The following is a 25,310-nucleotide window of genomic DNA, read 5'->3' as shown; positions in this document are numbered from 1 at the left end:
TGAGAGGGCGTGCGGAACGCCGGGTGCCCGTTGCACCCTTGGGCCTGATGCGAAATGCGGTCTTCCGCAAGTGAGTGCATCAGGACTTTCGGAGGCGCCGAGCGATTGCCCGACGTTCCGCATGCGGTGTTTTTTCGGTTGCTTGCACTTTGCCTCAGCGAACGATCCGATCACCGAATTAAAGTCCCAAGGCGATGGGAAGGGAGCCTCAAGCGAATAGGCCGGACACGTTTTGACTTGGTCGTCCGTCACACTGTCCAGGGAGTCTTTCCATCCCAAGGTCGGACGTCTCCTTGCCAGTGGCAGTGCTGGCGCAGATCCGTCCTGCCCGAAGACAGACGTCAACCCATGAACCGCGTAACGCCGCATCTCCGGCGTCCACCGCATCCTGCCCGCGAACGTGACGATCGCGATCGCCCCTCTCGGTGGGGCAGGACGAAGGGGAATATAAACCTGATGGGGATGTTGTCAACGGGATATAGGAAAAAATGTTTGGGCGCCTCTGTGCACCCTACCCTCGTCATTCCGGGGCGCGGGCGCGCCTTCGCGCACGTGAACCCGGAATCTCAGCATGGGAGTCTTCAACCGCGCCGAACATATCGAGATTCCGGGTTCGCGCTCTGCCGGCTTCGCGGGCGACGCACGCCCCGGAATGACCGTGCGGGTCTTTACCCCCCGATCAGCGCCAGCCACTCATCTTCCGTGAGCACTGCAACGCCGAGATCGCGCGCCTTGGTGAGCTTCGAACCTGCGTCCTCGCCGGCCACCACATAGTCCGTCTTCTTCGACACCGAGCCTGCGACCTTGGCGCCGAGGCGCTCGGCACCGGCTTTGGCTTCATCACGCGTGAACTTGGTCAACGAGCCCGTGAACACCACGGTCTTGCCAGCCACCGGCGTATCGGTCTTGGCCTGTGCGACATCGAGCACCTCGATCTCGCCGAGCAATTCGTCGAGCGCCTTGACGTTACGTTTCTCGGCGAAGAACTCGACGACCGCGTCCGCGACGATTTCACCGACGCCGTCGATGGCGTTGAGATCGGAATAGGCTTCGGACGTATTCTCCTCGGTGCCCTGCCCCGCAGCAGCCGCCAGCATCGCCTCGCGAAACGCAGCGAACGAACCGTAGTGTCGCGCCAGCAGCTTGGCATTGCCTTCGCCGATGTGACGGATACCGAGCGCGAAGATCAGGCGATTGAGCTCGATCTTGCGGCGGTCATCGATGGCGGCGAACAGGTTGCGCACCGAGGTCTCGCCGTAACCTTCACGGTCTCGCAGCTTCTTGGTGTTGCGCTCGTCGCGTTTGGCCAGCGTGAAGATATCGACGGGATGCATGATGATGCCCTCGTCGTAGAATTCCTGGATCTGCTTGTCGCCGAGCCCGTCGATGTCGAAGGCCAGCCGCGAGACGAAATGCTTGAGCTTCTCGACTGCCTGCGCCGGGCAGACCAGCGCGCCGGTGCAGCGCGTGACGACTTCGTCGTTCTCGCGGATCGCATGGCTGCCGCAGACCGGACACTTGGTGGGAAATTCATACGGCTTTGCGCTCTTCGGGCGCTTGTCGAGGACGACATTGACGACCTGCGGGATGACGTCGCCGGCGCGTTGCACGATGACGGTGTCGCCTTCGCGAATATCGACGCCGTCGCGCAGCGGCTGGCCGTCATTGCCGATGCCGGCGATATAGTCCGCATTGTGCAGCGTTGCATTCGACACTACGACGCCGCCAACGGTGATCGGCGTCAGCCGCGCCACCGGCGTCAGCGCGCCGGTGCGGCCGACCTGGATATCGATTTTCTCCAGCACCGTCGTCGCCTGCTCGGCCGCGAATTTATGTGCGATCGCCCAGCGCGGCGCGCGGCCGGCGAAACCGAGCCGCGCCTGCCAGTCGATGCGGTCGACCTTGTAGACGACACCGTCGATATCATAGCCGAGCTTGGCCCTGATCTCGCCGATGCGGCGATAGAAGGCGAGCGCATCGTCGACGCTCTTGCACAATGTGATCTCGGGATTGACAGTGAAACCGGCCTTGTCCAGCCACGCGATCATCGCGTGCTGGGTCGGCTCCGGCATCGGATAATCCGACATCTCGCCCCAGGCATAGGCGAAGAATTTCAGCGGACGTGACGCGGTGATCGCCACGTCCTTTTGGCGCAATGAGCCCGCTGCCGAGTTGCGCGGATTTGCGAACACGGTGTCGCCGGCCTCTTCCTGCTTCTTGTTGAGGGCAAGGAAATCGCTCTTCAGCATATAGACCTCGCCGCGCAATTCGCAGGCGGCAGGGATGTGCTTGCCTTTCAGCGTCGTTGGAATGTCCTTGATAGTGCGGACATTGGCAGTGACATCCTCGCCGGTGAAACCGTCGCCCCGCGTGGCGGCGCGGATCAGTTCGCCATTCTCGTAGCGCAGCGACAGCGACAGACCGTCGATCTTCGGCTCGGCGACGATGGCAGGGATTTCATCGAGCTTGAGGAAGCGCTGGATGCGCTCGACGAATTCTGTCACTTCCTCATCGCTGAACGCATTGCCCAGCGACAGCATCGGCATCACATGCTGCACCTTGGCAAAGCCGCGCGCGGGCGCTGCGCCGACCGTCTGTGTCGGTGACGCGCCGGTGACGAGATCGGGGAATTTGGCTTCGATCGCCTCGACCCGGCGACGCAGCGCGTCGTAGTCCGCATCCGACACCGTCGGCGCGTCGTCCTGATAGTAGCGCTTGTTGTGCGCTTCCATCTCCAGCGACAGCCGCATCAGCTCGATCTTCGCTTTGGGCTTCGTGAGCGTGGAGATGTCGGGGGGAGTTTTTGCGGGTTTTGCCATACGCGGTCACCGATGTTCGTCATGGCCGGGCTTGTCCCGGCCATCCACGCCTTGAAGCGCTGTTGTAAAGACGTGGATGCCCGGCACAAGGCCGGGCATGACGGAGTACAATGGTGAAACAAGGTGCACGTCGCGGTTCCGGGTTCGCTCGCCAAGAGGCGAGCGCCCCGGAATGACGTTCAAATCAGGCCGCGCCCTTGAGCAACCGCTCCGCTGCGGCCCGCGCTTCGGCGGTAATCTCCGCGCCGGCGAGCATCCGCGCGATTTCCTCGCGGCGATGATCCTCGGCCAGCGTGTTGACGCGCGTCGCCACGCGCTTGCCCTTGTCGAGGGCATCCTTGGAGATCAGCAGATGCTGGTCGGCCCTCGCTGCCACCTGTGGGGCGTGGGTGACGGCCATCACCTGGACCTTGCCGGCGAGCCGCGCCAGGCGCGCGCCGATGGCGTCGGCGACGGCACCGCCGACCCCCGTGTCGATTTCGTCGAACACCAGAGTCGGTGCCGAGCCCTTGTCCGACAGCACCACCTTGAGCGCCAGCAGGAAGCGCGAGAGTTCGCCGCCGGAGGCGACCTTCATCATCGGGCCCGGGCGGGTTCCGGGATTGGTCTGAACCCAGAATTCGACACGGTCGATGCCGTGTGGACCCGGCGTCGCCGCATCGCTGTCGACCTGGGTGATGAATTTCGCACGTTCAAGCTTGAGCGGGCCGAGCTCGGCGATGACGGCCTTGTTGAGCTTCTCGGCGGACTTGATGCGCGCGGCCGAAAGCTTGCTCGCCGCAGCGCTATACTTCTTGTCGGCCTCCGACGCCGCACTCTCCAGCCCCTTGAGCTGGCCGGCGCCGGCGTCGATGGTGGCGACATCGGCAAAGTATTTCGCGGCCAGCGCGGCGAGCCCGTCGACCGGCGTCGAATATTTCCGCGCGGCGCCGCGCAGCGCGAACAGCCGCTCCTCGATGCGCTCGAGTTCCGCAGGATCGAAATCGGCAGCGATGAGCGCGGCGGCAAGATGCTGATCGGCTTCTTCCAACGCGTTGATGGCGACGTCGATCGCTTTCACCGCAGGCTCGACCAGCGACGGCGATGAACCGGCGCGGCGCTCCAGCCGGCGCACGGCGGCGGCCAGCGACGAGATCGGCGAATGATGGCCGGACACGGCCTCCTGCGCCTCGCGTAAATCGGCCGCGATCTTCTCGCCGTGCATCATGCCGGTGCGGCGCTCCGCAAGCTTGCTCTCCTCGCCGTCCTTCGGGTTGAGCTTCTTCAGCTCGTCCGCGGCGTGGCGCAGATAATCGGCGTCGCGGGCGGCGCGCTCCATATTGGCGCGATGGGTCTCCAGCGCCGCATAAGCGGTCTTGCGGGCGTCCCAGAGTGTCTCCAGCGCGGTGACGTCCTTCTCCAACCCAGCGAAAGCGTCGAGCAGCCGGCGATGCGTGGCGGCGTCCACCAGGGCGCGCTCGTCGTGCTGGCCGTGGATCTCGACCAAAGCGGCGCCGACCGCCTTCATGGTCTGCACAGAGATCGCCTGATCGTTGATGAAGGCACGGGTGCGACCATCGGCGAGCTGCACGCGGCGCAGAATCATCTCGCCGGAATCGTCGTCGAAACCGTTGTCCTTGAGAATCGTCAGCGCCGGGTGGCCCTTGGCCAGGTCGAACACGGCCGTCACCTGGCCCTGCTCGACGCCGTGGCGCACGAGGCCGGCATCGCCGCGGCCGCCGAGGGCCAGCGCGAAAGCATCGAGAAGAATGGATTTGCCGGCGCCGGTTTCACCGGTCAGCACAGCAAGACCGCGGGAAAACTCGATATCGAGCCGTTCGATCAGGACGATGTCACGGATCGACAGACGGGCCAGCATGGGAGGTCAGTTCCTAACCGAGGCCAAATCTCTTGAAGGCCTTGCTCAGGTAAGACCCTTTGTTCTCGCTCGGCTCGAGACCGCCGGACTTTACAAGATTGTAGGCGTCTTTGTACCACTTGCTGTCAGGAAAGTTGTGGCCAAGCACGGCGGCAGCCGTCTGCGCCTCGCCGACCACGCCGATCGCCATATAGGCCTCGGTCAGGCGCATCAGCGCTTCCTCGACGTGACGCGTGGTCTGATACTGCGTCACCACCGTCTTGAAGCGGTTGATGGCGCCGGTGTAGTTGCGCTTGTCGAGATTGTAGCGGCCGATTTCCATTTCCTTGCCGGCAATCTGGTCGCGTGCGCCTTCCAGCTTCTTCTTGGCCGAGGTCGCATATTCCGAGGTCGGATATTTGCGGACCACTTCCTCGAGCGCAGCCATTGCCTTTTCGGTGCGGCCTTGGTCGCGCGAGATGTCCGGGATCTGGTCGTAATGCGAGGCGGCGATCAGATACTGCGCATAGGCCGCATCCGGGCTACCGGGATGCAGCGTCACATAGCGCGTGGCCGAGCCGATGCAGGTGTCGTAGTCGGCGGATTCGTAGGCCGCATAGGCCGACATCAGCAGCGACTTGCGCGCCCATTCCGAATACGGATGCTGACGATCGACTTCCTCGAATTTCTTCGCGGCGGCCTTGGGATCCTTGTTGTTGTTCATGAGGTACAAGCCCTCATTGTAGAGCTTGTCGGCGGGCTCCTCGACGAAAGTGTCGTCCTTGGTGCCGAACTTGTCCCACAGTGCGCCGGTGCCGCAGCCACTCAGCGGCACGGCCAGCACGATGAGGCCCGACGCCAACCGCACATGGCGGCCGAAGCGGGTGAGCAGGGAATCACGGGATTCGAGCGTAATGCGCTGTGCCGACATATATCTGAGACCTGACGCCTTCATGCGGTGTCTGCGCGGTACGCGCACAATCACGGACCAACCGGATACGCGCCCGCAGCTTCGCTTGACCGCGTGCTCTATCTACCCGAATGACATCCGTTAACCAACCGGATACGGAGCCATTTCGCCCGGATTAAGGCGAAGAATGTGGAGATACAGGCGGTTATGGTTACCGGGGATGTCTCGGTGCCCGCAAAGGTCTACGCGCCCGCAAAAGCGCAACGCAAAATACCGGCAGCGGGTAGAAGAAGGCCAGAAAGCCCGATCTTAGGAAACGTCCGGGCCGAAAGCCGGGGCGATCATGCCGCCAAGCATGCCCGAGGTGACATCGGCGCTGGCGCGGCCGCGGCGGACAGGGACGGCATCGGCTTCGACGATCTTCCAGGCCGAACGATCGGCCATCAGGGCGCAGAGCACGGCGTTGTTGAGCTTGTGGCCGCCGCGCACCGAGCGGTAAGCGCCGAGGATCGGCAGACCTGCCAGCGCGAGATCGCCGACAGCGTCCAGCACCTTGTGGCGGGCGCATTCATCGCTGTAGCGCAGGCCTTCGGTGTTGAGCAGCTTGTCATCGTCGAACACGACGGAATTCTCGAAGGACGCGCCGAGCGCAAAACCGGCGCTCCAGAGGCGGGCCACGTCGTTCATGCAACCGAAGGTGCGGGCACGGGCGATATCGCGGCGGAAGGATTCGGGATTGAGATCGAGCACGTAGCTCTGGCGGCCAATCACCGGATTGGCGAAGCTGATTTCGACTTCGGCGCGGAAACCCGCAGCGTGGGGGCGGATTTCGCCGAACGAGTCACCGATGGCAACCTGCACCGGTTTGAGAACCTGAATGAAGCGGCGACGGGCGCCCTGCTCCACAACGCCGGCCTGATCGATGGCGGCGACGAAGGCGGCTGCGGAGCCGTCCATGATCGGCACTTCCGGTCCATCGACTTCGATGGTGGCGTTGTCGATGCCCATGCCGCGCAGCGCAGCGAGAACATGTTCGGCGGTGGAAACGATTGGGCCTTCACGATCGCCGAGCACGGTGGCAAACTCGGTGGCGATAACGGATTTGGCGTCGGCCTGGATTTCGCGATCAGCACCTTCAAGACCGGTGCGAACAAAAATATAACCTGCATCGACGGGCGCAGGTCCAAGCGTGAGACTGACAGGCTTTCCAGAATGGACGCCGACACCGGTAACGGTGGCTTGCGATCCAAGCGTTGTCTGTCGGCTGAAAGTCATAAGGTACCCACCCAAGTAGCCTCTCGTCATGAGAGGGACTCTCTCAGTCGAACCTTGCGGCCTCCTGAGTCCCCGAGTCGCAGTCACATTAACCCCTGCCACAAAGTGCGCCAACTCACGCTTTTTTACCGATTGTTACCCCACCTTTGCCGCAATCAGGCCAGGGGTTAACCAAAATTTCTGCCGGTTCCACGGCCGTTTCGAGCCTTGGCAGAGCGCGACGGTAAAGATTAATGACTTACTATCAATAGGTTAAGAAATCCTACGCCTTTTGGTGGCTGTCACAAACGAAAGCCCCGGCTGATCCAGCCGGGGCTTCTGTCGTCGTCACGATTGTAACAAAGGTCAGCTGGTCTGGCGGCGCAGGAAGGCCGGGATATCCAGATGATCATCGCCCTGTGGCGCCGGCGCAACAGGTGCCGGGCGGCCATGAGAATCAAGACCCTGCGGGGCCGGACGGCGGGCGTATTCGGACACCGGCGGCTCGTTACCCATCTGCTGGGCGACGCTGCGCTGTGGCTTACGCTCGGGCAGCGGCGGCATCGGAGCCATCGGCGGGGCCGACGGACGACCGGAGACCGGCGCTTCCGTTTCCTCGTCGCGGCGGCCGAGACCGACATTGGCCAGACGCTGCAGCAGCGACAGGCGAGCCTTCTGCGGTTCCTCTTCCGATTCGCCGCGTGCCTGACGGATCTCGTTCTGGGCCGGCATCGGCAGTTCTTCGAATTTCGGCATCCGCGGAGCGCGCAGCGGAGCACGTTCGGCCGATGGCGGAATGAACTGTTCGGGGATCGGCGCTTCGACAGGGGCTTCCTGACGCGGCGCTTCCGGGAACAGCGAGGGCTTCTGCGCGATCGGACGTACCATCACATCGCCATACTGCTGCGGCGCAGCGGCTTCCGGAGCCACGGCAGCGGCGATGGCGGCGAGCGCGGCACGCTCATGGCTGGTCGCAGGTGCACGGGGCGCGGCAGCGGGCGCCGGAGCGCCGGCAGACTTGGCAGCCGCTGCGGCAGCGAGACGCTGGTTGTCCGCGCGAAGACGCGCGGTCAGATCGGCCAGGCGGGCATCCGGAGCGCCGTTGCCGGCAGGAGCAGCAACGGCCGAGGTCACGGTGGTGACCGGGGCCGAGGAATTGCGAGCCAGCATGGCCTGCTCGATGCCGGTGGCGACGACCGACACGCGGATCACGCCGTCGAGGCTCTCGTCGAAGGTGGCGCCGACAATGATGTTGGCGTCGGCATCGACTTCTTCGCGGATACGAGTCGCGGCTTCGTCGACTTCGAACAGGGTCAGGTCCTTGCCGCCGGTGATCGAGATCAGCAGGCCGCGGGCGCCCTTCATCGAGCTATCGTCGATCAGCGGGTTGGCGATCGCAGCTTCCGCTGCGGTCAGCGCGCGCTTCTCACCGGTGGCTTCGCCGGTGCCCATCATCGCCTTGCCCATCTCCTTCATGACTGCGCGCACGTCGGCGAAGTCGAGGTTGATGAGGCCTTCCTTGACCATCAGGTCGGTGATGCAGGCAACACCCGAGTAGAGAACCTGGTCGGCCATCGCGAAAGCGTCGGCGAAGGTGGTCTTCTCGTTGGCGACCCGGAACAGGTTCTGGTTCGGGATGATCAGCAGCGTGTCGACCACCTTGTGCAGCTCGGCAATGCCGGCTTCGGCGGTGCGCATGCGGCGCTGGCCTTCGAAGTGGAACGGCTTGGTGATCACGCCGACGGTGAGGATGCCCATGTCGCGCGCGGTCTTGGCGATGACGGGCGCTGCACCGGTGCCGGTGCCGCCGCCCATGCCGGCGGTGACGAACACCATGTTGGCGCCGGTCAGGTGATCACGGATTTCGTCGATGACTTCCTGCGCGGCGGCCGCACCGACATCCGGCTGCGAACCGGCGCCGAGTCCCTGGGTGACCTGCGTGCCCATCTGCACGATGCGCTGGGCCTTCGACATGGTCAGCGCCTGCGCATCGGTGTTGGCGACGACGAAATCGACGCCCTGCAGACCGGCGGTGATCATGTTGTTGACGGCGTTGCCGCCAGCGCCACCGACACCGAACACGGTAATGCGGGGCTTCAGCTCGCTGATATCAGGAACGTTGAGATTGATGGTCATGAGGTTGCCTCTCGATTACGCGCGCGTTGTGTGGTCATGCCATTGGCCGGTGGCCGATGGCGTCGGAGATGGAAAAAACACTGGCCGGAAAAATTTCATCAGAAGCCCTCTCGAAGCCATCGTCCGACCTTTCCGAAATAACCGTCACTGGTCCCTGTCTTGAGCTGCCGCGTATGCCGCGGTTCGACATGTTCAAGATGAGCGAATTGCGGATACACCAGCAGGCCCGACGGCACCGCGAACGAAGCGCTCTTGGCTTCATTGGGCAGCCGGCCGAAGCCGAGTGGTCGTGCAATGCGAACGGACCGTCCGAGAATCTGGCTGCCGAGTTCGGCGAGGCCCGTGAGCTGCGACGCGCCGCCTGACAGCACCACGCGTGCGCGCGGTTCTGCAGCGAAGGGCGAATCCGCCAACCGGTCCCTGACCATTTCAAAAATCTCCTCGGCACGCTGACGCACGATGTTCGCGATCGTGGCGCGGGACACGACCTGCGGAAAATCGCGATCGTTATCACCAGCCGTCGGCACGTTCATGAGTTCGCGCGCATCGGAGCCACCCGTCAGCACCGTGCCATATAACGTCTTGATTCGCTCGGCATCCGCGATGCAAGCACCGAGTCCGCGCGCGAGATCCATGGTGATGTGTTGCCCGCCGACCGCAAATCCCGAGGCGTGCACGAAGCGTCCGCCGGAATAGGTCGCGATGGTTGTCGTACCTGCGCCCATCTCGACGACCGCAGCACCGAGATCGGTCTCGTCGTCGGTCAGCACGGACAAACCTGCAACATAGGGCGCCGCAGCCATGGCTTCGACATTGAGATGGCAGCGCTCGACGACCAGCATCAGGTTACGCGCGACCGTCGCGTCCGCAGTGACGACATTCATATCGACGCCGAACTGCGAGGCGACCATGCCCTTGGGATCGCGAATGCCCTTCACGCCATCGAGTGAATAGCCGACCGGCAATGCATGGAGCACCGTGCGGCCCGGCGGCGTTGCGTGGCGCATGCCGGTCGAGGTGACGCGTGCGATATCGGACGCTGTGACGGCGCCGCCCTTGATATCGGCTGACGCTTCAATCAGTTGGCCCTGCAGGCGACCGGCCGAGACCGACAGCAGCACGGATTCGACGCGAACCTTGGCCATACGTTCGGCCAGCGCCACCGCCTGACGGACGGCCTGCTCGGCCTCGCCCATATCGACGATCGCACCGGACTTCACGCCGCGCGACTGGATCTGGCTGTAGCCGATCAGTTCAACCGCATGGCTGCGGCCACGCAGGGCTTCGTTCGGCGCGGATGGCCGCAGACGCGCGATCATGCACGCGATCTTGCTGGTGCCGACGTCCAGCGACGCCACCAGCGCGGTGCGGTTGGCCGCCATCTGACGCGTTTTCGGCGCCTGGTTGCGATCGAGACCGGTCATGCCGCGCCAGCCTTCTTCTTGGACTTGTCTTGTGCCTTGAACAGATCTTCGCGCGCCTTCGCTGCGTCTTCCGACAGCCGCACGGTCAGCCGATCCGACAGCCGCATGTCGATGGCGACGATGTCGCGCGAGAACAGGCGATCTTCCTTGTCGAGCTTGCTGAGCATGGCCAGCGCGTTGCCGACGTCGATTTCCGGGAGGCGAATGTCGAGGCCATCCTTCAGGCGGAGATTCCAGCGGCGCTCACCGACGAAGATCGCGGCCTTGGTGACCGAGCGGACCTGTGGGTAGCGATCCAGCAGCGCGAGGAAATCCCTGGCGTTGCTGTCGGCGCCCTTGCCCACCACCAGCGGCAGCGACATGAAGCGGCGCGACACGTAGTTTTCGAGAACGGCACCGTCATCGGCGATCACCGAGAGACGACCGTCCTCCTGCCACAGCGCAAAAGCCGTGCGTTCGGTGACATCGATCTGCAGACGGTTCGGATAGAGCTTCAGCACATTGGCGTCAGCGATCCACGGATTGGCCTTGAGCTTGTCGCGGACAGCCGCTGCATCGAGGAAGAACAGCGAGGAGCGACCATTGACGCCGCCGATGGCCAGGATCTCGTCCTGGGTCAGCTGCTTGCGGCCGTTGAGAATGACGGAGGCAATGCGGAAGCCGGCGGCATTGGCCGCAGCGTTGCGCGCATCGCTAAAAGCTTCGACCATTTCGTCGACGTGATTGCCCTTGACCACGCCAAGCGCGAGGCTGCCCGTCAGCATCAACACGGTGGCCGCAATTCCGACGCGGCGCGGCGCGTAACGCTCAAGCGTCGCGATGAAGCGATTGGAACTCTGTTCGCGGACGGCAGGCTTGGCGGCACGAAAACGGGCCCAGAAGCGGGCGAGCGGGCTCAGCTGCTCGCGCAGCAGAATGCCTGCCCCAAGGGCAGCCATTTTAAGATCAGCTTGGGGCCTCAAGGGTCGCACCGACCGAGAGAGGCGTCCTCCACCATCCATACCACGAGCTCGTCACAGGTTACGTCCGCATTGGCGCGGGACTTGAGGCGTGAGTGACGTCTCGGTCCTGCCGGGATGGATTCAAGCCTTTGAAAAAGGCCGGTTTTCCATCGATACGCGTCGTCACGGAGTCCCCGCAAAGCTCACGCCTCGGCAGCCAAGCGCACACGCGCCGCCAGCGTTAACCTTCGGCCTTCCTGGTAAACAAAGTGTAAAGGGGATGGGCGCAGAGTGCGATTTGATGCGGCTGTGGAAGACTTTAGCCGAGGTGTGGCCGATGCGCCCGAGGGAACTGCGGCAGCTTCATGGCCGGCGTCGCGGGGTTGCCGGAATTAACGCGGCGATCGGGTGTTGTGGACGGCCAGCGATTAAACTCCGTCATGCCCGGCCTCGTGCCGGGCATCCACGCCTTGGCGAAAAGCGAAGACGTGGATGGCCGGGACAAGCCCGGCCATGACGGAGTGAGATAACTGGCTGGTTAGCCGCCTGCCCGTTTCACCGCGAGCTCGATCTGGCCGTTCAAAAAATCCACGAAACTGATCCCCTGCGCGTTCAGCGCCTTGGGATAGAGCGAGGCTTTGGTCAGGCCCGGGAGCGTGTTGGTCTCCAGATAGACTGGGCCTTTGGCCGACACGATGAAGTCCGACCGCGAATAGCCGCGGCACGACATCGCGCGGTGCGCCTTCACCGCGAAATCCATGATCCCCGCGGAAACCTCCGGCGTGAAACGCCCGGGGCAGATCTCCTGCGTCGATTTGGCGAGATACTTCGCCTCATAGTCGAAACCGCCATCAGCCGGGATGATTTCGATCGGCGGCAATGCGATCAGCGAGCCATCGGCCTGCTCAAGCACGGCGCAGGTCGCCTCGACGCCGGCGACGAACGGCTCAATCACATAGTCCTCGGTCTTGGCCGCATTGCGCACAGCAACGAGATCCTGCTTCGCATTGACGAACATCAGGCCGTAGCTCGATCCGTCACGTGCGGGCTTGGCGATCAGCTTGCCGTATTCGGCGAGCGCGGCTTCCATGTCGTTCAATGCGACACCCGCCACGATGGGCACGCCTGCGATGGCCGCGAAGCGCTTGGCGCCGACCTTGTCGAAAGACAGATTGGATGATGCCGAACCGGAACCGGTGAACGGGATGCCGCGCATTTCGCACATCACCTGCAGCTCACCATTCTCCGCAGCGCCGCCATGCATGCCGAGCACCAGCACGCGGTTCTCGGCTTGGGCCTTGTCGAGCGCCTGCGTCAGCACGCCGATGCTGCTGCCACCGGGCTTGAACGGATCCTCGAACGGACGATCATGGGAGAGCAGCGCCGTGCCCGACGTCTCGTAGACGCGGTCATCGGCATCCCAGAACCACAGATCCGCATCGGGCAACGCGCTGTGCAGGGCCTGTGCGGAGGCCACCGACACCAGACGCTCCTTGTTCAGGCCACCAAACATGATGGTGATCCGCTGAGGTCTCGCCTGCTCCGTCATCGTGTCGTCTCCGAACCCATCCGCGAATCGCGCCGCTGCCGACAAGGCAATAGCATCACGCTAGCCGAGTCATATAATGCCTTGTCGGGGGCGGTTTTGCGAGCCCGCCCCGCGGTGACATGGAAGCGACCTGATGATCAGAGCCTGGCTCGAACTCTCTACCTTCGGCATCTTCGCGACGCTGGGCACCATCTATTACGGAGTCGCACTGATCCTCGTGGGGCTGACCTCCAGCCGGCTGCTGTCGATGCGGCTGAAGTCCCTCCACGGTATCGTCGCGCCCTTCTTTTCCTCGGTGGCCATCCTGTTCGGCCTGCTCACGGGCTTCCTTGCCAGCGACGTCGGTGACCGCAACCGCCAGGCCGTCCGCGCCGTTCAGATCGAGGCCGGCGAGTTGCGCAACATCCATACGCTGAGCGTGGCATCGGTCACTGACATGTCCAACATACGCGCCGCGCTGAAGGCCTATGTGACATCGGAAGTGACGGAGGAATGGCCGGCAATGCTGCTCGGCCTGAAGTCGCCGCGCACCGATGTGGCCTACGACAGCCTGCTGCGCGAAATCAGCGATCCCGCCATCACGCGCGATGCCAGCAACACGGTGCATGGGGCGCTGATGGGCGCCTCGATCCGCGCGGGGACCGCGCGCAATGACCGGCTCAGCCTGTCGACCGACCACACCAACGATCTGAAATGGACGTCGGTGCTGCTGCTCGGGCTGATCACGCAACTGGCGCTGGCGCTGGTGCATCTGGAACGTCCGCGGGCCATGCTCGCGGCGCTCACGGTGTTCGCCAGCGGCGCCATCGTCGCGCTCGGCATTATCGCGCTGCAGGAGCATCCGTTCGACGGCGCCTTCCGCGTCGCCCCTGCGCCGCTGGAGAATCTGCTGAGCATCAGCGAGGCCGGACCGGCGTCGGCACTACCGCCACCGCCGAAATAGCAGCCAAAACGTTTCCGAGCGAAGCGGTGCCGGTTCGCGTCAAGGAAATGTATCAGACAAATAGTATTACGGCGCGACGCCGATCCGCTTAATTTCCCAGTGCAGGTCGATGCCCGACTGCGCCAGAACGCGCGCGCGCACTGTCTCGCCGAGCGTTTCGATATCGCTCGCCGTGGCATCGCCGGTGTTGATCAGGAAATTGCAGTGCATTTCCGACACCTGCGCCCCGCCGACACGCAAACCGCGGCAGCCGGCGGCATCGACCAGCTTCCAGGCCGAATGACCGGGCGGGTTCTTGAACGTGGAGCCACCGGTCTTCTCACGGATCGGCTGCGCGGTCTCGCGATGCGCCTGCACCTCGTCCATCCGCGCGCGGATCGCGGCGGAATCGGTGATCGTCCCGCGAAACTTTGCTGACGTGAAAATGATCGACGGTGAGACGCCGGAATTGCGATAGACGAATTGCATGCCGGCATTATCGAAGACGTGCTTCGTGCCATCGCGGCCGATGCCGGTTGCTTCGATCAGTACATCCTTGGTCTCGTCGCCATTGGCGCCGGCATTCATCCGCAGCGCGCCGCCGATGGAGCCGGGAATGCCGAAGTAGAATTCCAGCCCGCCAACATTCGCCGCTGCCGCCGTCTCCGCCACGCGCTTGTCGAGCGCGGCGGTGCCCGCGCTGACGATGTCGCCATCGGCTGATACTGCACCGAAGCCGCGTGGGCTCAGGCGAATGACGACACCTTTGATGCCGCCATCGCGCACGATGAGATTGGAGCCGACGCCGACGACGGTGACCGGAATATCGCTCGGCAGCTTCAACAGGAAGTAAGCGAGATCGTCTTCGTCGGCTGGCGTGAACAACACCTGCGCGGGACCACCGACGCGAAACCATGTCAGCGGCGCGAGGGACTCGTTCGCGAGCAGACGCCCGCGCAGATCGGGCATCGCGGATTTGAGTTGGGGGGTGATGTCGGGGAAGGTCATATTATTGCGCAGGAAGAAGACATGGATGGCCGGAACAAGCCCGGCCATGACGAGAGAGAGTGAAGACTACTACTAAAAAGGGCGGAGCGCTCGCAAATGTGATAAGGCGAAAATGTAACTCCGTCATGGCCGGGCTTGTCCCGGCCATCCACGCCTTTCGAGCTATCAACATGGCAGGTGGTTACGTGTACTTCATGACCAATCGGCCGAATGGCATCCTGTATGTCGGGGTGACCAACGATCTCGTGCGCCGCGTCCACGAACACAGATCCGGCTTCGTCGATGGCTTTACCAAGCGGTACGATCTCAAGCTGCTCGTGTATTTCGAGCGCTTCGAGGACATCCGCGACGCCATTCAGCGCGAGCATAACATCAAGCACTGGCCGCGGGCGTGGAAGGTTCGGAAGATCATGATCGACAATCCGAACTGGGACGACCTGTATCCTCTCATCACGCAGTAAAGACGTGGATGGCCGGGACAAGCCCGGCCATGACGAACTCTTCTGCAGCGTATGCCCCATCAAGTCACCCCAGCGCCTTCAATTCGCCCGGCAATGCGTAAGCCCATTGCGTGATGTTGCCGGCACCGAGACACACGACCGTATCGCCCGACTTCGCTACGCCTGCGACAAGACCAGCAAGCGCCGCCGACTCCTGCAGCGGGATCACCTCGCGATGGCCGTGGGCGCGCAGGCCGAGCACGAAATTGTCGCGATCGATGCCCTCGATCGGCGCTTCGCCGGCGGGATAGACGTCGGCGACGATCACGGTGTCGGCGTCGTTAAAGCAGGTGCAGAATTCCTCAAACAGCGACTGCAGGCGCGTGTAGCGATGCGGCTGCACCACGGCGATGACCTTGCCCGCGGTGCTTTCACGCGCGGCACGCAGCACGGCGGAAATCTCCACGGGATGATGGCCGTAGTCGTCGATGATGGTGACGCCGTTCCACTCGCCGGTCTTGGTGAAGCGGCGCTTGACACCGCCGAAGCCGGCGATGGCCTTGCGGATCGCCTCATCGGACATGCCGAGTTCATGCGCGACGGCAATCGCCGCCGTGGCATTCAGTGCGTTGTGACGACCCGGCATCGGCAGCAGCAGATTATCGATCTCATGCGCAGTGCCGGCCTTGCGATCGCGGAACGCTACCTTGAAGGACGAGCCGCCATTGGCGGGCTTGAGGTCAACGAGCCGCGCATCGGCCTGCGGGTTCTGCCCGTAAGTGATGATGCGGCGATCCTCGATCTTGCCGACGATGCTCTGCACCACGGGGTGATCGATGCACATGACAGCGAAGCCGTAGAACGGCACGTTCTCGACAAAGTGGCGGAACGCATCCTGCACGGCATCGAAGGTCTTGAAGTGATCGAGATGTTCGGGATCCACATTGGTGACGATGGCGACATCGGCCGGCAGCTTCAGAAAGGTGCCGTCGCTCTCGTCGGCCTCCACCACCATCCATTCACCGGCGCCGAGCCGCGCATTGGTGCCATAGGCATTGATGATGCCACCATTGATGACGGTGGGATCGAGTTCGCCGGCATCGAGCAATGCGGCTACCATCGAGGTCGTCGTGGTCTTGCCATGGGTGCCGGCGATGGCCACGCAGCTCTTCAAGCGCATCAGCTCGGCGAGCATCTCGGCGCGGCGCACCACCGGAATGCGCTGCGCGCGCGCGGCCATCAGTTCCGGATTGTCGCGCTTGATCGCCGTGGAGACGACGAGCACGTCGGCGCCCGACACGTTATCGGCCTTGTGGCCGACATGGATGGTGATGCCTTTTTCGCGCAGACGATTGACATTGGCACTTTCGGAAGCGTCCGAGCCCTGCACGGTGTAGCCGAGATTGCACAGCACCTCGGCGATGCCGCTCATGCCGATGCCGCCGATACCGACAAAGTGAATGGGTCCGATTTCGCGCGGCAGTCTCATGGGGCGTCTCTATGTTCCATCATGTCCGGGCAGCGCGAAGCGAGCTTCGCTGGACGTCCGGGCATCCAAGCTCGTTCGAGCAGATGACTCCTTCAAACAGACGTGGATGGCCGGGACAAGCCCGGCCATGACGAAAAAGACGGAAATTTGGCTTGCGGATCAGGCGAATCCGCCTTGAGCACCCTATTCCGCCGGCGCGGGAACCGGCGCCGGTGCGCGATCCGCACGATTGGCAATGAGCGCCACAGCGACCCCAGCCAGCGGAGCGAGCGCCGCGACCCATGGCACCGCGCTCAGACCGCCATGCGCAATCACCGCGCCGCCAAGCCACGCGCCAATGGCATTGCCGAGATTGAACGCGGCAATGTTGAAGCTCGACGCGAGACTCTGGCCGGCGCCCTCGGCCTTGCGTAGCACCGCCATCTGCAAGGGCGACGCGGTGGCGAAGGCCGTGGCACCCAGCAGCGCGATAGCGATGATGACGGCGACCTGATTATGCGCGGCGAAGGTGATCAGCACGAGCGTCACCGCCAGGGCCAGCAGGCTGCCGAACACGCTGCCCGCCGGCCAGCGATCGGCAAGACGTCCGCCGGCCAGATTGCCGACGATGGCGCCCGCGCCGAACACCAGCAGGATCGGCGACACGGCCGCATCGGAGAAGCCAGAAATCTTCGTCAGGACCGGCGCGACATAAGTGAACAGCGCGAAGATGCCGATCCAGCCCAAAATTGTTGTGAGCAGGCCGAGCAGCACCTGAGGCCGCGCCAGCACTGCGAGATCGTCGGACAGCTTGCTGTGTTCTTCCGGCGCCTTGACCGGTGGCACCAGCAGCGCCACTGCGGCCATCGCAACCATTCCCACCAGCGTCACCGCGTAGAAGGTCGCGCGCCAGCCATAGCCCTGCCCGAGCCACGTCCCGAACGGCACGCCGAGAATGGTCGCCACCGTCAGGCCGGCGAACATGATGGAGATCGCCGACGCCTTCTTGTTCTCGGGCACGAGGCTCGTCGCCACCACCGAGCCGACGCCGAAGAACGTGCCATGCGCGAAAGCCGTCAGCACGCGTGCCGCCATCAGGCTCCAGTAGTCCGGCGCCAGGGCGCAAGCGAGATTGCCCAGCGTGAAGATGCCCATCAGCACCAGCAGCACGGTTTTGCGCGGCCAGCGACTGGTGGCGATGGTCATGATCGGGGCGCCGAGCACGACACCCAGCGCATAGCCCGAGATCAGCAGACCCGCGGCCGGGATCGACACGCCGAGGTCGCCGCCGACCTCGATGAGAAGACCCATGATGACGAATTCGGTGACGCCAATTCCGAAGGCGCCGGCGGTAAGCGCGTAGAGTGCAAGAGGCATGAACGTGGTGTCCCGTGGGTGAAGCGGGCCAATTGCCCGATGACGGGAGATGTGGACCTCCTGACATTGATGAGATAGACGTGGCATAGGAACAATATTTGTGAATTGAATTCACTCAACGAATTACGGCCAGATGTCACGACTGGACGTCAACCGCTCCGGCGAGATGGAAGTGTTCACCCGCGTGGTCGAGCTCGGCGGTTTTTCGACCGCGGCGCGGGCCTTCCGAATGACCCCCTCTGCCGTCAGCAAACTGGTGGCGCGACTGGAGGCACGGCTCGGCGTGCGGCTCATCAACCGCTCGACGCGCAAGCTTCAGCTCACGCCGGAAGGCAGCACTTTCTATGAGCGCGCCTTACGCATTCTCGACGAGATCAGCGCAGCCGAACGCGAGGCCGCCATCGGCGCCACACCGAGCGGCCTGCTGCGCGTCAATACCAGCGTGCCCTTCGGCCTGCGTCTCCTGCTGCCGCTGCTCCCCGATTTTGCGAAGCGCTATCCGGACATCAAGGTCGAGGTCGTTCTGACGGATCTCGTGGTGAATCTCCTGGAAGAGCGCGCCGATGTCGCCATTCGCGTTGGCTTGATGCGCGAGTCACGGCTGCTGGCGCGCAAACTCGGCGAGAGCCGGATGGTCGTGGTCGCCTCGCCCGGCTATCTCAAAGAGCGCGGCACACCCAAAACGCCGGACGATCTCGCACATCACAATCTGTTGCGCTTCGGCTTCGCCAAGTGGGAGAACGGCTGGCCGTTCAAAATCGGCGGCGAGACAGTCGCCGTCATGCCGTCAGGCAATGCCCTCGTCAGCGACGGCGAAGCGATGCAGCACCTCGCCGTCGCCGGCATGGGCCTTGCGCGGCTGGCGCGTTTTCATGTCGAAGCCGACATCGCAGCCGGACGTCTTGTGCCGGTGCTCGAAGCGTTCAATCCCGGCGACATCGAACCGATCCACGCCGTATTCGTCGGCCATGGCGGACAGTTGCCGGCGCGCGTGCGGGCGTTTCTGGATTACCTGGTGGAGACCGTGAGGCTGTAGCGTTCCAGCACCTCGTCATCACGCCTCCGCTATGCCCATTACTTGAAAGGCACTGATCGGCGGAGGCAGCCCCGGCGGTTTCTCGCCCGTGAAAAATGCAGCGAGATACATCTTTCCAAGCAGATGCCTGGTCTCCAACGCGTCGGGCGCCAGCCGCCCATCGCGCAAGGCCTGCTGGAATTCCGCAAGTGTAGGAGCCGAGAGATCCGTGTCCGGCACCGAGCGCGACGCGGTCGCTACGGCGCTGAACTGGACGCCCGCATAAAACAGACGGGTGAGCGCGCGCATCAGTTCGAGGCGATCGCGCAAGCTGCGATCGGGCGGGTGACCAAGCCATGCCTGCAAAAGCACCTCTTCGAGTTCAGGTGACGGCGCAAAATTATCGAGCATGGTCGCCATGTCGACGACGGGATCGTTGCAATAGGCCGACTCCCAATCGACCAGCCACAGACGCTCGCCATCGAACAGAAGGTTGCGCGGCAGGATATCGTTGTGGCTGGAAACCGCCTCGTCGCTATTCCACGTATAGGCGCTACGGAGGTCTGCCAGACGCTGCGTGTGGGCATCGAGCACGCCGGGCGCAAACAGGTTTGTGCGGCAGACATGGGCCCACAGCCGGGCGGTAATATCCGGATAATCGACGAAGCGCCCGAACCTTGGCGTGCCCTGCAGGCGCCGCAGCATTCCTCCCAGCGCCTGCGCCAAAGCGTGGGGACCGCCGGGATAGGACTGCAGAGGCTGTTCGACGATGAAGTCCATCACCGCGACACGTGCGGTCTCATCCACATAGTGCAGCCGCGGCGCGATCCCTGCCTGTGCGGCGATGCGCATCGACGTATATTGGTGCGGATTACGCAGCGGACTTGCGGCCCCCTCCATGCGCAATACGTAGCGGCGATCGCCGGCGGCTACTCGATAGACGAGCGCGCCCGAGACGCCACCCGGAATCGGCCGGATGGAATCGATGGTTGCAGAACCGACGGTCGCCCTGAGCGCAGCCTGCGCGATCTCGCGGTGCGTCATCGGAATATCAGAAAGATGCTCTCCGCTCATTGTCCCCCCGGCGAACCGCGTAGGGACGACGTGTAGCAGAACCGATGACCTAAATCTTCGCGACCTTGGCAACCAGATCCGCCAGCCGCTCTGCTGCATCGAGCTTGCCGACCTTGCGCGCGCCTGCGGCCATCGCGGTCAACCGCGACGGCTCGCCGGCCAGCGCCGAGATTTCAGCAGCCAGACGATCCGGCGTGAAATCACTCTGCGCGATGCGAAGCGCGCCACCGGCGTCCGCAAGCACACCGGCATTGGCGAACTGATCCTGATCGAGCGCACCGGGCAGCGGCACCAGAATGGACGGCCGCCCGATGGCCCCGAGTTCAGCGACGGTGCCCGCACCGGAGCGCGAGATCACCAGTTGGGCTGACGCGAGACGCGCGGGGAGATCGCTGAAGAACGGCGCGAGTTCGGCCTTGATCTTGAGCTTGTCGTAAACGGCACGCACGCGGCTCATGTCTTCGTCGCGCACCTGTTGCGTCAGCACGAGGCGATTCCACAGCGCCGGTTCGAGACGCTCGATCGCCGGCGGCACGATATCGGCCATGATGCGCGCGCCCTGGCTGCCGCCGACGACGAGCAAGCGGAATGGCCCGGTGAGATCCGGCGCGGCATAGGGGACGGCAGCAGCGGCGAGGATCGCCGGGCGCATCGGCGTGCCCGTGGTGGTGGTCTTCTTCGACAATTCGGGATCGCGGTCGAGCACACCGGGCAACGACGTCGCGATCGCGCTGACCTTGCCGGACAGCATGCGGTTGGCGCGGCCCATGACGGCGTTAGAATCGTGAATGAGGGTGGGAATGCCGAACAGACGCGCGGCAAACAGTGGCGGCACAGTCGGATAGCCACCGAAGCCGATTACCGCTGCGGGCTTCAGGCTGCGCATCAGGTTCAGCGCCATCGCGGTGCCAGCAGCGAGCATGATCGCGGTGCGTGCCAGCGAGATGGGATTGCGGGAGCGCACCGTCTCGCTCGGCACCACATCGATCATCTCGCGCGAAAACAGCCCGCTATATTTCAGCGCCCGCGCATCGGTGACGAGCCGGACGCGCAGCCCGCGCTTCATCAGCGCGACGCCGAGCGCTTCCGCCGGAAACAGATGTCCGCCGGTGCCGCCCGCCGCCAGCAATATGAGGGGCGCGGTGCTCATCACGCGTAAGTGCGCGCGACGTGGGCGTCGATCGCCTCGACTTCGGTGCGCGGGCGCATCCGCGTCAAAGCGAGCAGCATGCCGACGCTATAAGCCAGCGAGATCATCGACGAGCCGCCATAGGAGATGAAGGGCAGCGTCATGCCCTTGGCGGGGATGAGATGCAGGTTGACCGCCATGTTGATCGCCGCCTGCACGCCAAACAGGATCGCGAGACCCGAGGCAGCGAAGCGCGAGAACAGATCTTCGGTGGCGTAGGCGCGCGACATCGCGCGGATCACGATGAAGGCGAACAGGCTGAGCACCGCGAGACACAACAGGATGCCGAACTCCTCGGCGCCGACGGCGAAGACGAAGTCGGTGTGGCTGTCCGGCAGGCTGCGCTTGGCAATGCCCTCGCCCGGCCCGAGGCCAAACCAGCCGCCATTCGAAAAAGCTTCCATCGCGGTATCGACCTGGAACGTGTCGCCCGAGGCGGGATCCATAAAGCGTTTGATACGGCCGGCGACGTGCGGCACCAGGAAATAAGCCATCAAGAGTCCACCTGCCGCGGTGGCGCCGAGGCCGAATACCCAGACCATGCGCATGCCGGCGATGAAGAACAGCGAACCCCAGGCCATCAGGATCAGCATGGTCTGGCCGAAGTCAGGCTGCATCACCAGCAGCGACACCAGCATCATCAGCAGGACGATGGCCATGGAGGTCGCCGGCATTTCCGGCTTGCGCGCGGATTCCGAGAACAGCCAGGCGGCGATGACCACGAATGCCGGCTTGGCGGATTCCGATGCCTGGATATTGATGCCAAGGATGGTGATCCAGCGCTTGGCGCCCTTCACCTCCGGCCCGATCAGCAAGGTCGCCAGGATCAGCACGATGGAGATCGCGAACACGACAAGGGCCGAGCGGCGGATCTGCCGCGGCGTCATGAAGGACACGCCGATCAGCACGATAATCGACGGCACCAGGAACAGGATGTGCCGGTTGAAGAAGTGGAACGGATCAAGCCCGATGCGGGTCGCCACCGGCGGCGAGGCCGCCAGCGACAGGATCACCCCGGCCAGCATCAGCGCGATGATCGCCGCCAGCAGCAGGCGGTCCACGGTCCACCACCATTCGCTGAGCGGCGTGCGTTGTTCGCGAGAGATCATAAGCGCGTCCTGCGGGTCGATGAACTCCTATCGATGGGCCATCGTGGTTGCCAGACAGTTAATGGATTGTGAAAATTTGGAGGGAATGGGGCTGGCTTACCTCTCCCCGCGTTTGCGGGGAGAGGTCGAAATCGGAGCGAAGCGAGGATTTCGGGTGAGGGGCAAGGCACGGGACACGCGCCATCGAAGCACCATCGGGTCGGCCAGCAACGTTTCCGCACGAGAGAGATCTGAGGGATCCGTGAGTTCTCAGTTGTGGAGAGTCAGTGCCCTGCCCCTCACCCGGATCGCAACGAAGCTTCGCTTCGCAGCGATCCGACCTCTCCCCGCTATGCGGGGAGAGGTAAAGAAAACTAAACCGCCCTCATCCCATCCAACGCCAGCACCAGTTCGCGAAACCGGTCGCCGCGGATCTCGAAATTGCGGAACTGGTCGAATGAGGCGCAGGCGGGTGACAGCAGCACGACCGGCTCTGTCAGCCCGGCTTCGGCGGCATCGCGCGCGGCATTGGCGACCGCGACGTCGAGACTGACGCTGATCTCATACGGCACCTTGCCGTCCAGCGTCTGCGCGAAGTCGCTCGCCGCCTCGCCGATCAAATAGGCGCCGCGGATGCGCGGGAAGAATTCGGCGAGCGAGGTGATGCCGCCCTCCTTCTGCTTGCCACCGGCGATCCAGAAGATGTCGTTGAAGGACGACAGCGCCTTGGCAGCGGCGTCGGCATTGGTGCCCTTGGAGTCGTTGACAAACAACGTCGTGCCCTGACGCCCGACCTGCTCCATGCGATGGGCAAGACCGGGAAAGCTGCGCAGGCCCTTCTGCAGCACGGCCGGGCTGACGCCGAGCGCCAGCGCTGCGGCCGAGGCACAGGCGGCGTTCTGCGCATTATGCAATCCGCGCAGCGAGCCGATACCAGCGATATCGACGACATCGCTCTGCGCGCCGCCGGCATTGCGCACGATGGTGCTGCCCTTGATGGTGAGGCCATCGGCCAGCGGATGTTCGACGGAGACGCGCACCACGCGCTTGCCGGATTGTTCGATGCGATCAGCGGCCTTGCTGCACCAATCGTCGTCGACGCCGATGATGGCGGTGCCGGCCGCCTGCACACCGGCAACGAGACGCTCCTTCACCGCAGCGTAATGCGCCAGCGTGCCGTGACGATCGATATGATCGGGCGTGACGTTGAGCAGGATGCCGACGGACGGATCGAGCGAGGGCGTGAGATCGATCTGATAGGACGACATCTCGATCACATGAACACGGCCGGCGCGCGGTGGCTCGAGCGACAGGATCGCGGTACCGATATTGCCGCCCATCTGCGTATCGAAACCCGCCTCGCGCATCAGATGCGCAACGAGCGCCGTCGTCGTCGATTTGCCATTGGTGCCGGTAATGGCAACGAAGGGCGCATCGGGTGCATGGAACTTGCGCTCGCGGCAGAACAGTTCGATGTCGCCGATGACCTCGACGCCGGCTGCTTTCGCAGCGACGACTGTCCAATGCGGCGCCGGATGCGTCAGCGGCACACCGGGCGTCAGGATCAGAGCCGCAAAACTGCCCCATGCCACCGTGCGCAGATCGGCAGTGATGAAACCGGCCTGCGTGGCCTGGACCATTCTGTCGATGCTGTCGTCACAGGCGATGACTTCGGCGCCGCCCGCCTGCAGCGCGTGACAAGACGCAAGGCCGGAGCCGCCGAGCCCGAACACGGCGACGGTCTTGCCGGCGAAGGATGTGACCGGGATCACGATCTCACCGCAGCTTCAGCGTGGAGAGGCCGACCAGCGCCAGCATCACCGAGATGATCCAGAAGCGAATGACGATCTGCGGCTCGGTCCAGCCCTTCTGTTCGAAATGGTGATGGATCGGCGCCATGCGGAACACGCGCTTGCCGGTGAGCTTGAACGAGGTGACCTGCACGATGACCGACACGGCTTCCAGCACGAACAATCCGCCGATCACGGCGAGCACGATCTCGTGCTTCACGGCCACCGCGATGGAGCCGAGCATACCGCCCAGCGCCAGCGAGCCGGTATCGCCCATGAAGATCGAGGCCGGCGGCGCATTGAACCAGAGGAAGCCAAGCCCTGCCCCGAGCACCGCGCCGCAGAGCACAGCGAGTTCGCCGGTCCCCGCAACGTAGTTGATCTGCAGGTAATCAGAGAACACCGCATTGCCGGCGAGATAGGCGATCATGCCGAACGAGGCCGACGCGATCATGACAGGCACGATGGCCAGACCATCGAGGCCGTCGGTGAGGTTCACGGCATTGCCAGCGCCAACGACGATGAAGGCGCCGAACAGCACAAAGAACCAGCCGAAATTCACGATCACGTCCTTGAGGAACGGGATCACCAGCGAGGACGACAGCGGATCGCGGCCGAGCTTGACGAAGGCGAAACAGGCGGCGCCCGCAATGATAAATTCGATCAGCAGACGCGTGCGACCGGCGAATCCTTTATGGCTCTGCTTGGTGACCTTGAGATAATCATCATAGAAGCCGACGAAGCCGAAGCCGAGGGTGACCGCCAGCACGATCCAGACATAGGGATTGCGCGGATTGGCCCAGAGTAGCGTGGAGACCACGAGGCCAGACAGGATCATCAGCCCGCCCATGGTCGGCGTGCCCACCTTGACCAGATGCGACTGCGGGCCGTCGGTGCGGATCGGCTGACCCTTGCCCTGGCGCAAACGCAGATTGTCGATGATCCAGGGTCCGAACAGGAATACGAACAGTGCGCCGGTGACCACTGCGCCGCCGGTGCGAAAGGTGATGTAGCGGAACACGTTGAACACCGGCACGGTGCCCGCAAAATCGATCAGCCAGTAGAACAT

General features: G+C 63.7%; 19 protein-coding genes. 3 read left to right on the top strand and 16 right to left on the bottom strand.

All coding sequences use genetic code 11. The features are described 5' to 3' along the window. Positions 1-668 precede the first annotated feature (668 nt). The 8 genes from ligA to AB7813_RS29825 all read right to left on the bottom strand — a co-directional run bounded on the left by ligA (position 669) and on the right by AB7813_RS29825 (position 12,870). Positions 669-2,819, bottom strand: coding sequence for an NAD-dependent DNA ligase LigA (ligA, locus tag AB7813_RS29860; RefSeq protein WP_439063349.1), 2,151 nt, complete (start codon positions 2,817-2,819; stop codon positions 669-671). Between the two features lie 184 nt (positions 2,820-3,003). After that, positions 3,004-4,677, bottom strand: coding sequence for a DNA repair protein RecN (gene recN / locus AB7813_RS29855; protein WP_439063348.1), 1,674 nt, complete (start codon positions 4,675-4,677; stop codon positions 3,004-3,006). Between the two features lie 13 nt (positions 4,678-4,690). Then, positions 4,691-5,587, bottom strand: a complete 897-nt coding sequence (gene bamD / locus AB7813_RS29850; protein ID WP_439064599.1) for an outer membrane protein assembly factor BamD — start codon at positions 5,585-5,587, stop codon at positions 4,691-4,693. A 288-nt stretch (positions 5,588-5,875) separates the two neighbouring features. Next, positions 5,876-6,841 (bottom strand): UDP-3-O-acyl-N-acetylglucosamine deacetylase, encoded by a 966-nt coding sequence (lpxC, locus tag AB7813_RS29845; RefSeq protein ID WP_089267338.1) that lies wholly within the window; start codon positions 6,839-6,841, stop codon positions 5,876-5,878. A gap of 345 nt (positions 6,842-7,186) precedes the next feature. Continuing rightward, a complete protein-coding gene (gene ftsZ / locus AB7813_RS29840) occupies positions 7,187-8,956 on the bottom strand; it encodes a cell division protein FtsZ (RefSeq protein ID WP_068734083.1) in 1,770 nt (589 codons plus the stop codon). Between the two features lie 98 nt (positions 8,957-9,054). Then, positions 9,055-10,380 carry a cell division protein FtsA gene (gene ftsA, locus AB7813_RS29835; RefSeq protein WP_068734085.1) on the bottom strand — a complete coding sequence of 442 codons (1,326 nt, stop codon included), beginning with the start codon at positions 10,378-10,380 and terminating at the stop codon, positions 9,055-9,057. Next, positions 10,377-11,381: a cell division protein FtsQ/DivIB gene (locus tag AB7813_RS29830; protein WP_089267340.1), complete on the bottom strand. Its 1,005-nt coding sequence runs from the start codon at positions 11,379-11,381 to the stop codon at positions 10,377-10,379. Before AB7813_RS29830 ends, ftsA begins: the two co-directional genes overlap by 4 nt. 478 nt (positions 11,382-11,859) lie before the next feature. Then, on the bottom strand, positions 11,860-12,870 hold the full coding sequence (locus AB7813_RS29825) for a D-alanine--D-alanine ligase family protein (protein WP_439063347.1): 1,011 nt from the start codon (positions 12,868-12,870) through the stop codon (positions 11,860-11,862). Positions 12,871-13,003: 133 nt separating this feature from the next. On the opposite strand from AB7813_RS29825, the gene AB7813_RS29820 reads away from it, so the two are divergent. Continuing rightward, entirely contained in the window at positions 13,004-13,813 is an 810-nt protein-coding gene (locus AB7813_RS29820) for a bestrophin-like domain (protein ID WP_093760512.1), read from the top strand. Between the two features lie 66 nt (positions 13,814-13,879). Here the strand turns inward: AB7813_RS29820 and murB are convergent, their stop codons facing one another. After that, entirely contained in the window at positions 13,880-14,800 is a 921-nt protein-coding gene (murB, locus tag AB7813_RS29815) for a UDP-N-acetylmuramate dehydrogenase (protein ID WP_439064598.1), read from the bottom strand. A gap of 125 nt (positions 14,801-14,925) precedes the next feature. Between murB and AB7813_RS29810 the strand changes: the two genes are divergently transcribed. Next, positions 14,926-15,261 carry a GIY-YIG nuclease family protein gene (locus tag AB7813_RS29810; RefSeq protein ID WP_120289047.1) on the top strand — a complete coding sequence of 112 codons (336 nt, stop codon included), beginning with the start codon at positions 14,926-14,928 and terminating at the stop codon, positions 15,259-15,261. Positions 15,262-15,325: 64 nt separating this feature from the next. On the opposite strand, the gene murC is transcribed toward AB7813_RS29810, so the two are convergent. Together murC and AB7813_RS29800 are read right to left on the bottom strand one after the other, a co-directional pair. Beyond that, positions 15,326-16,729 carry a UDP-N-acetylmuramate--L-alanine ligase gene (gene murC, locus AB7813_RS29805; protein WP_068734093.1) on the bottom strand — a complete coding sequence of 468 codons (1,404 nt, stop codon included), beginning with the start codon at positions 16,727-16,729 and terminating at the stop codon, positions 15,326-15,328. 183 nt (positions 16,730-16,912) lie between these two features. Next, entirely contained in the window at positions 16,913-18,085 is a 1,173-nt protein-coding gene (locus AB7813_RS29800) for an MFS transporter (RefSeq protein ID WP_439063346.1), read from the bottom strand. Positions 18,086-18,218: 133 nt separating this feature from the next. On the opposite strand from AB7813_RS29800, the gene AB7813_RS29795 reads away from it, so the two are divergent. Next, positions 18,219-19,121, top strand: a complete 903-nt coding sequence (locus AB7813_RS29795; protein ID WP_439083774.1) for a LysR family transcriptional regulator — start codon at positions 18,219-18,221, stop codon at positions 19,119-19,121. A gap of 18 nt (positions 19,122-19,139) precedes the next feature. Here AB7813_RS29795 and AB7813_RS29790 read toward each other — a convergent pair whose 3' ends face one another. From AB7813_RS29790 to mraY, 5 genes are all read right to left on the bottom strand, one after another. Then, positions 19,140-20,144: a phosphotransferase gene (locus tag AB7813_RS29790; RefSeq protein WP_439063344.1), complete on the bottom strand. Its 1,005-nt coding sequence runs from the start codon at positions 20,142-20,144 to the stop codon at positions 19,140-19,142. 79 nt (positions 20,145-20,223) lie between these two features. Further along, entirely contained in the window at positions 20,224-21,327 is a 1,104-nt protein-coding gene (murG, locus tag AB7813_RS29785) for an undecaprenyldiphospho-muramoylpentapeptide beta-N-acetylglucosaminyltransferase (RefSeq protein ID WP_439063343.1), read from the bottom strand. Continuing rightward, on the bottom strand, positions 21,324-22,472 hold the full coding sequence (gene ftsW, locus AB7813_RS29780) for a putative lipid II flippase FtsW (RefSeq protein ID WP_089267347.1): 1,149 nt from the start codon (positions 22,470-22,472) through the stop codon (positions 21,324-21,326). The genes murG and ftsW overlap by 4 nt, the downstream gene beginning before the upstream one ends. Positions 22,473-22,825: 353 nt before the next feature. Then, positions 22,826-24,223, bottom strand: a complete 1,398-nt coding sequence (gene murD / locus AB7813_RS29775; RefSeq protein ID WP_439063341.1) for a UDP-N-acetylmuramoyl-L-alanine--D-glutamate ligase — start codon at positions 24,221-24,223, stop codon at positions 22,826-22,828. Positions 24,224-24,227: 4 nt separating this feature from the next. Beyond that, positions 24,228-25,310, bottom strand: a complete 1,083-nt coding sequence (gene mraY / locus AB7813_RS29770; RefSeq protein ID WP_068732324.1) for a phospho-N-acetylmuramoyl-pentapeptide-transferase — start codon at positions 25,308-25,310, stop codon at positions 24,228-24,230.

It is taken from the genome of Tardiphaga sp. 20_F10_N6_6 (genome assembly GCF_052076045.1).
In the GTDB taxonomy this organism is placed as follows: Bacteria; Pseudomonadota; Alphaproteobacteria; order Rhizobiales; family Xanthobacteraceae; genus Tardiphaga; species Tardiphaga robiniae.
Note: the sequence above shows the minus strand (reverse complement) of the source record. Positions and strands in the feature narration are given on the sequence as shown.

Bases quoted from the DNA above. Each gene is read 5' to 3' on its own strand.
- murC (WP_068734093.1), bottom strand. From the start codon at position 16,729: ATGAGACTGCCGCGCGAAATCGGACCCATTCACTTTGTCGGTATCGGC.
- ligA (WP_439063349.1), bottom strand. From the start codon at position 2,819: ATGGCAAAACCCGCAAAAACTCCCCCCGACATCTCCACGCTCACGAAG.
- ftsA (WP_068734085.1), bottom strand. From the start codon at position 10,380: ATGACCGGTCTCGATCGCAACCAGGCGCCGAAAACGCGTCAGATGGCG.
- AB7813_RS29795 (WP_439083774.1), top strand. From the start codon at position 18,219: ATGTCACGACTGGACGTCAACCGCTCCGGCGAGATGGAAGTGTTCACC.
- ftsZ (WP_068734083.1), bottom strand. From the start codon at position 8,956: ATGACCATCAATCTCAACGTTCCTGATATCAGCGAGCTGAAGCCCCGC.
- lpxC (WP_089267338.1), bottom strand. From the start codon at position 6,841: ATGACTTTCAGCCGACAGACAACGCTTGGATCGCAAGCCACCGTTACC.
- AB7813_RS29790 (WP_439063344.1), bottom strand. From the start codon at position 20,144: ATGACGCACCGCGAGATCGCGCAGGCTGCGCTCAGGGCGACCGTCGGT.
- mraY (WP_068732324.1), bottom strand. From the start codon at position 25,310: ATGTTCTACTGGCTGATCGATTTTGCGGGCACCGTGCCGGTGTTCAAC.
- AB7813_RS29810 (WP_120289047.1), top strand. From the start codon at position 14,926: ATGGCCGGGCTTGTCCCGGCCATCCACGCCTTTCGAGCTATCAACATG.
- AB7813_RS29830 (WP_089267340.1), bottom strand. From the start codon at position 11,381: ATGGATGGTGGAGGACGCCTCTCTCGGTCGGTGCGACCCTTGAGGCCC.
- AB7813_RS29820 (WP_093760512.1), top strand. From the start codon at position 13,004: ATGATCAGAGCCTGGCTCGAACTCTCTACCTTCGGCATCTTCGCGACG.
- AB7813_RS29825 (WP_439063347.1), bottom strand. From the start codon at position 12,870: ATGACGGAGCAGGCGAGACCTCAGCGGATCACCATCATGTTTGGTGGC.
- AB7813_RS29800 (WP_439063346.1), bottom strand. From the start codon at position 18,085: ATGCCTCTTGCACTCTACGCGCTTACCGCCGGCGCCTTCGGAATTGGC.
- bamD (WP_439064599.1), bottom strand. From the start codon at position 5,587: ATGTCGGCACAGCGCATTACGCTCGAATCCCGTGATTCCCTGCTCACC.
- ftsW (WP_089267347.1), bottom strand. From the start codon at position 22,472: ATGATCTCTCGCGAACAACGCACGCCGCTCAGCGAATGGTGGTGGACC.
- recN (WP_439063348.1), bottom strand. From the start codon at position 4,677: ATGCTGGCCCGTCTGTCGATCCGTGACATCGTCCTGATCGAACGGCTC.
- murB (WP_439064598.1), bottom strand. From the start codon at position 14,800: ATGACCTTCCCCGACATCACCCCCCAACTCAAATCCGCGATGCCCGAT.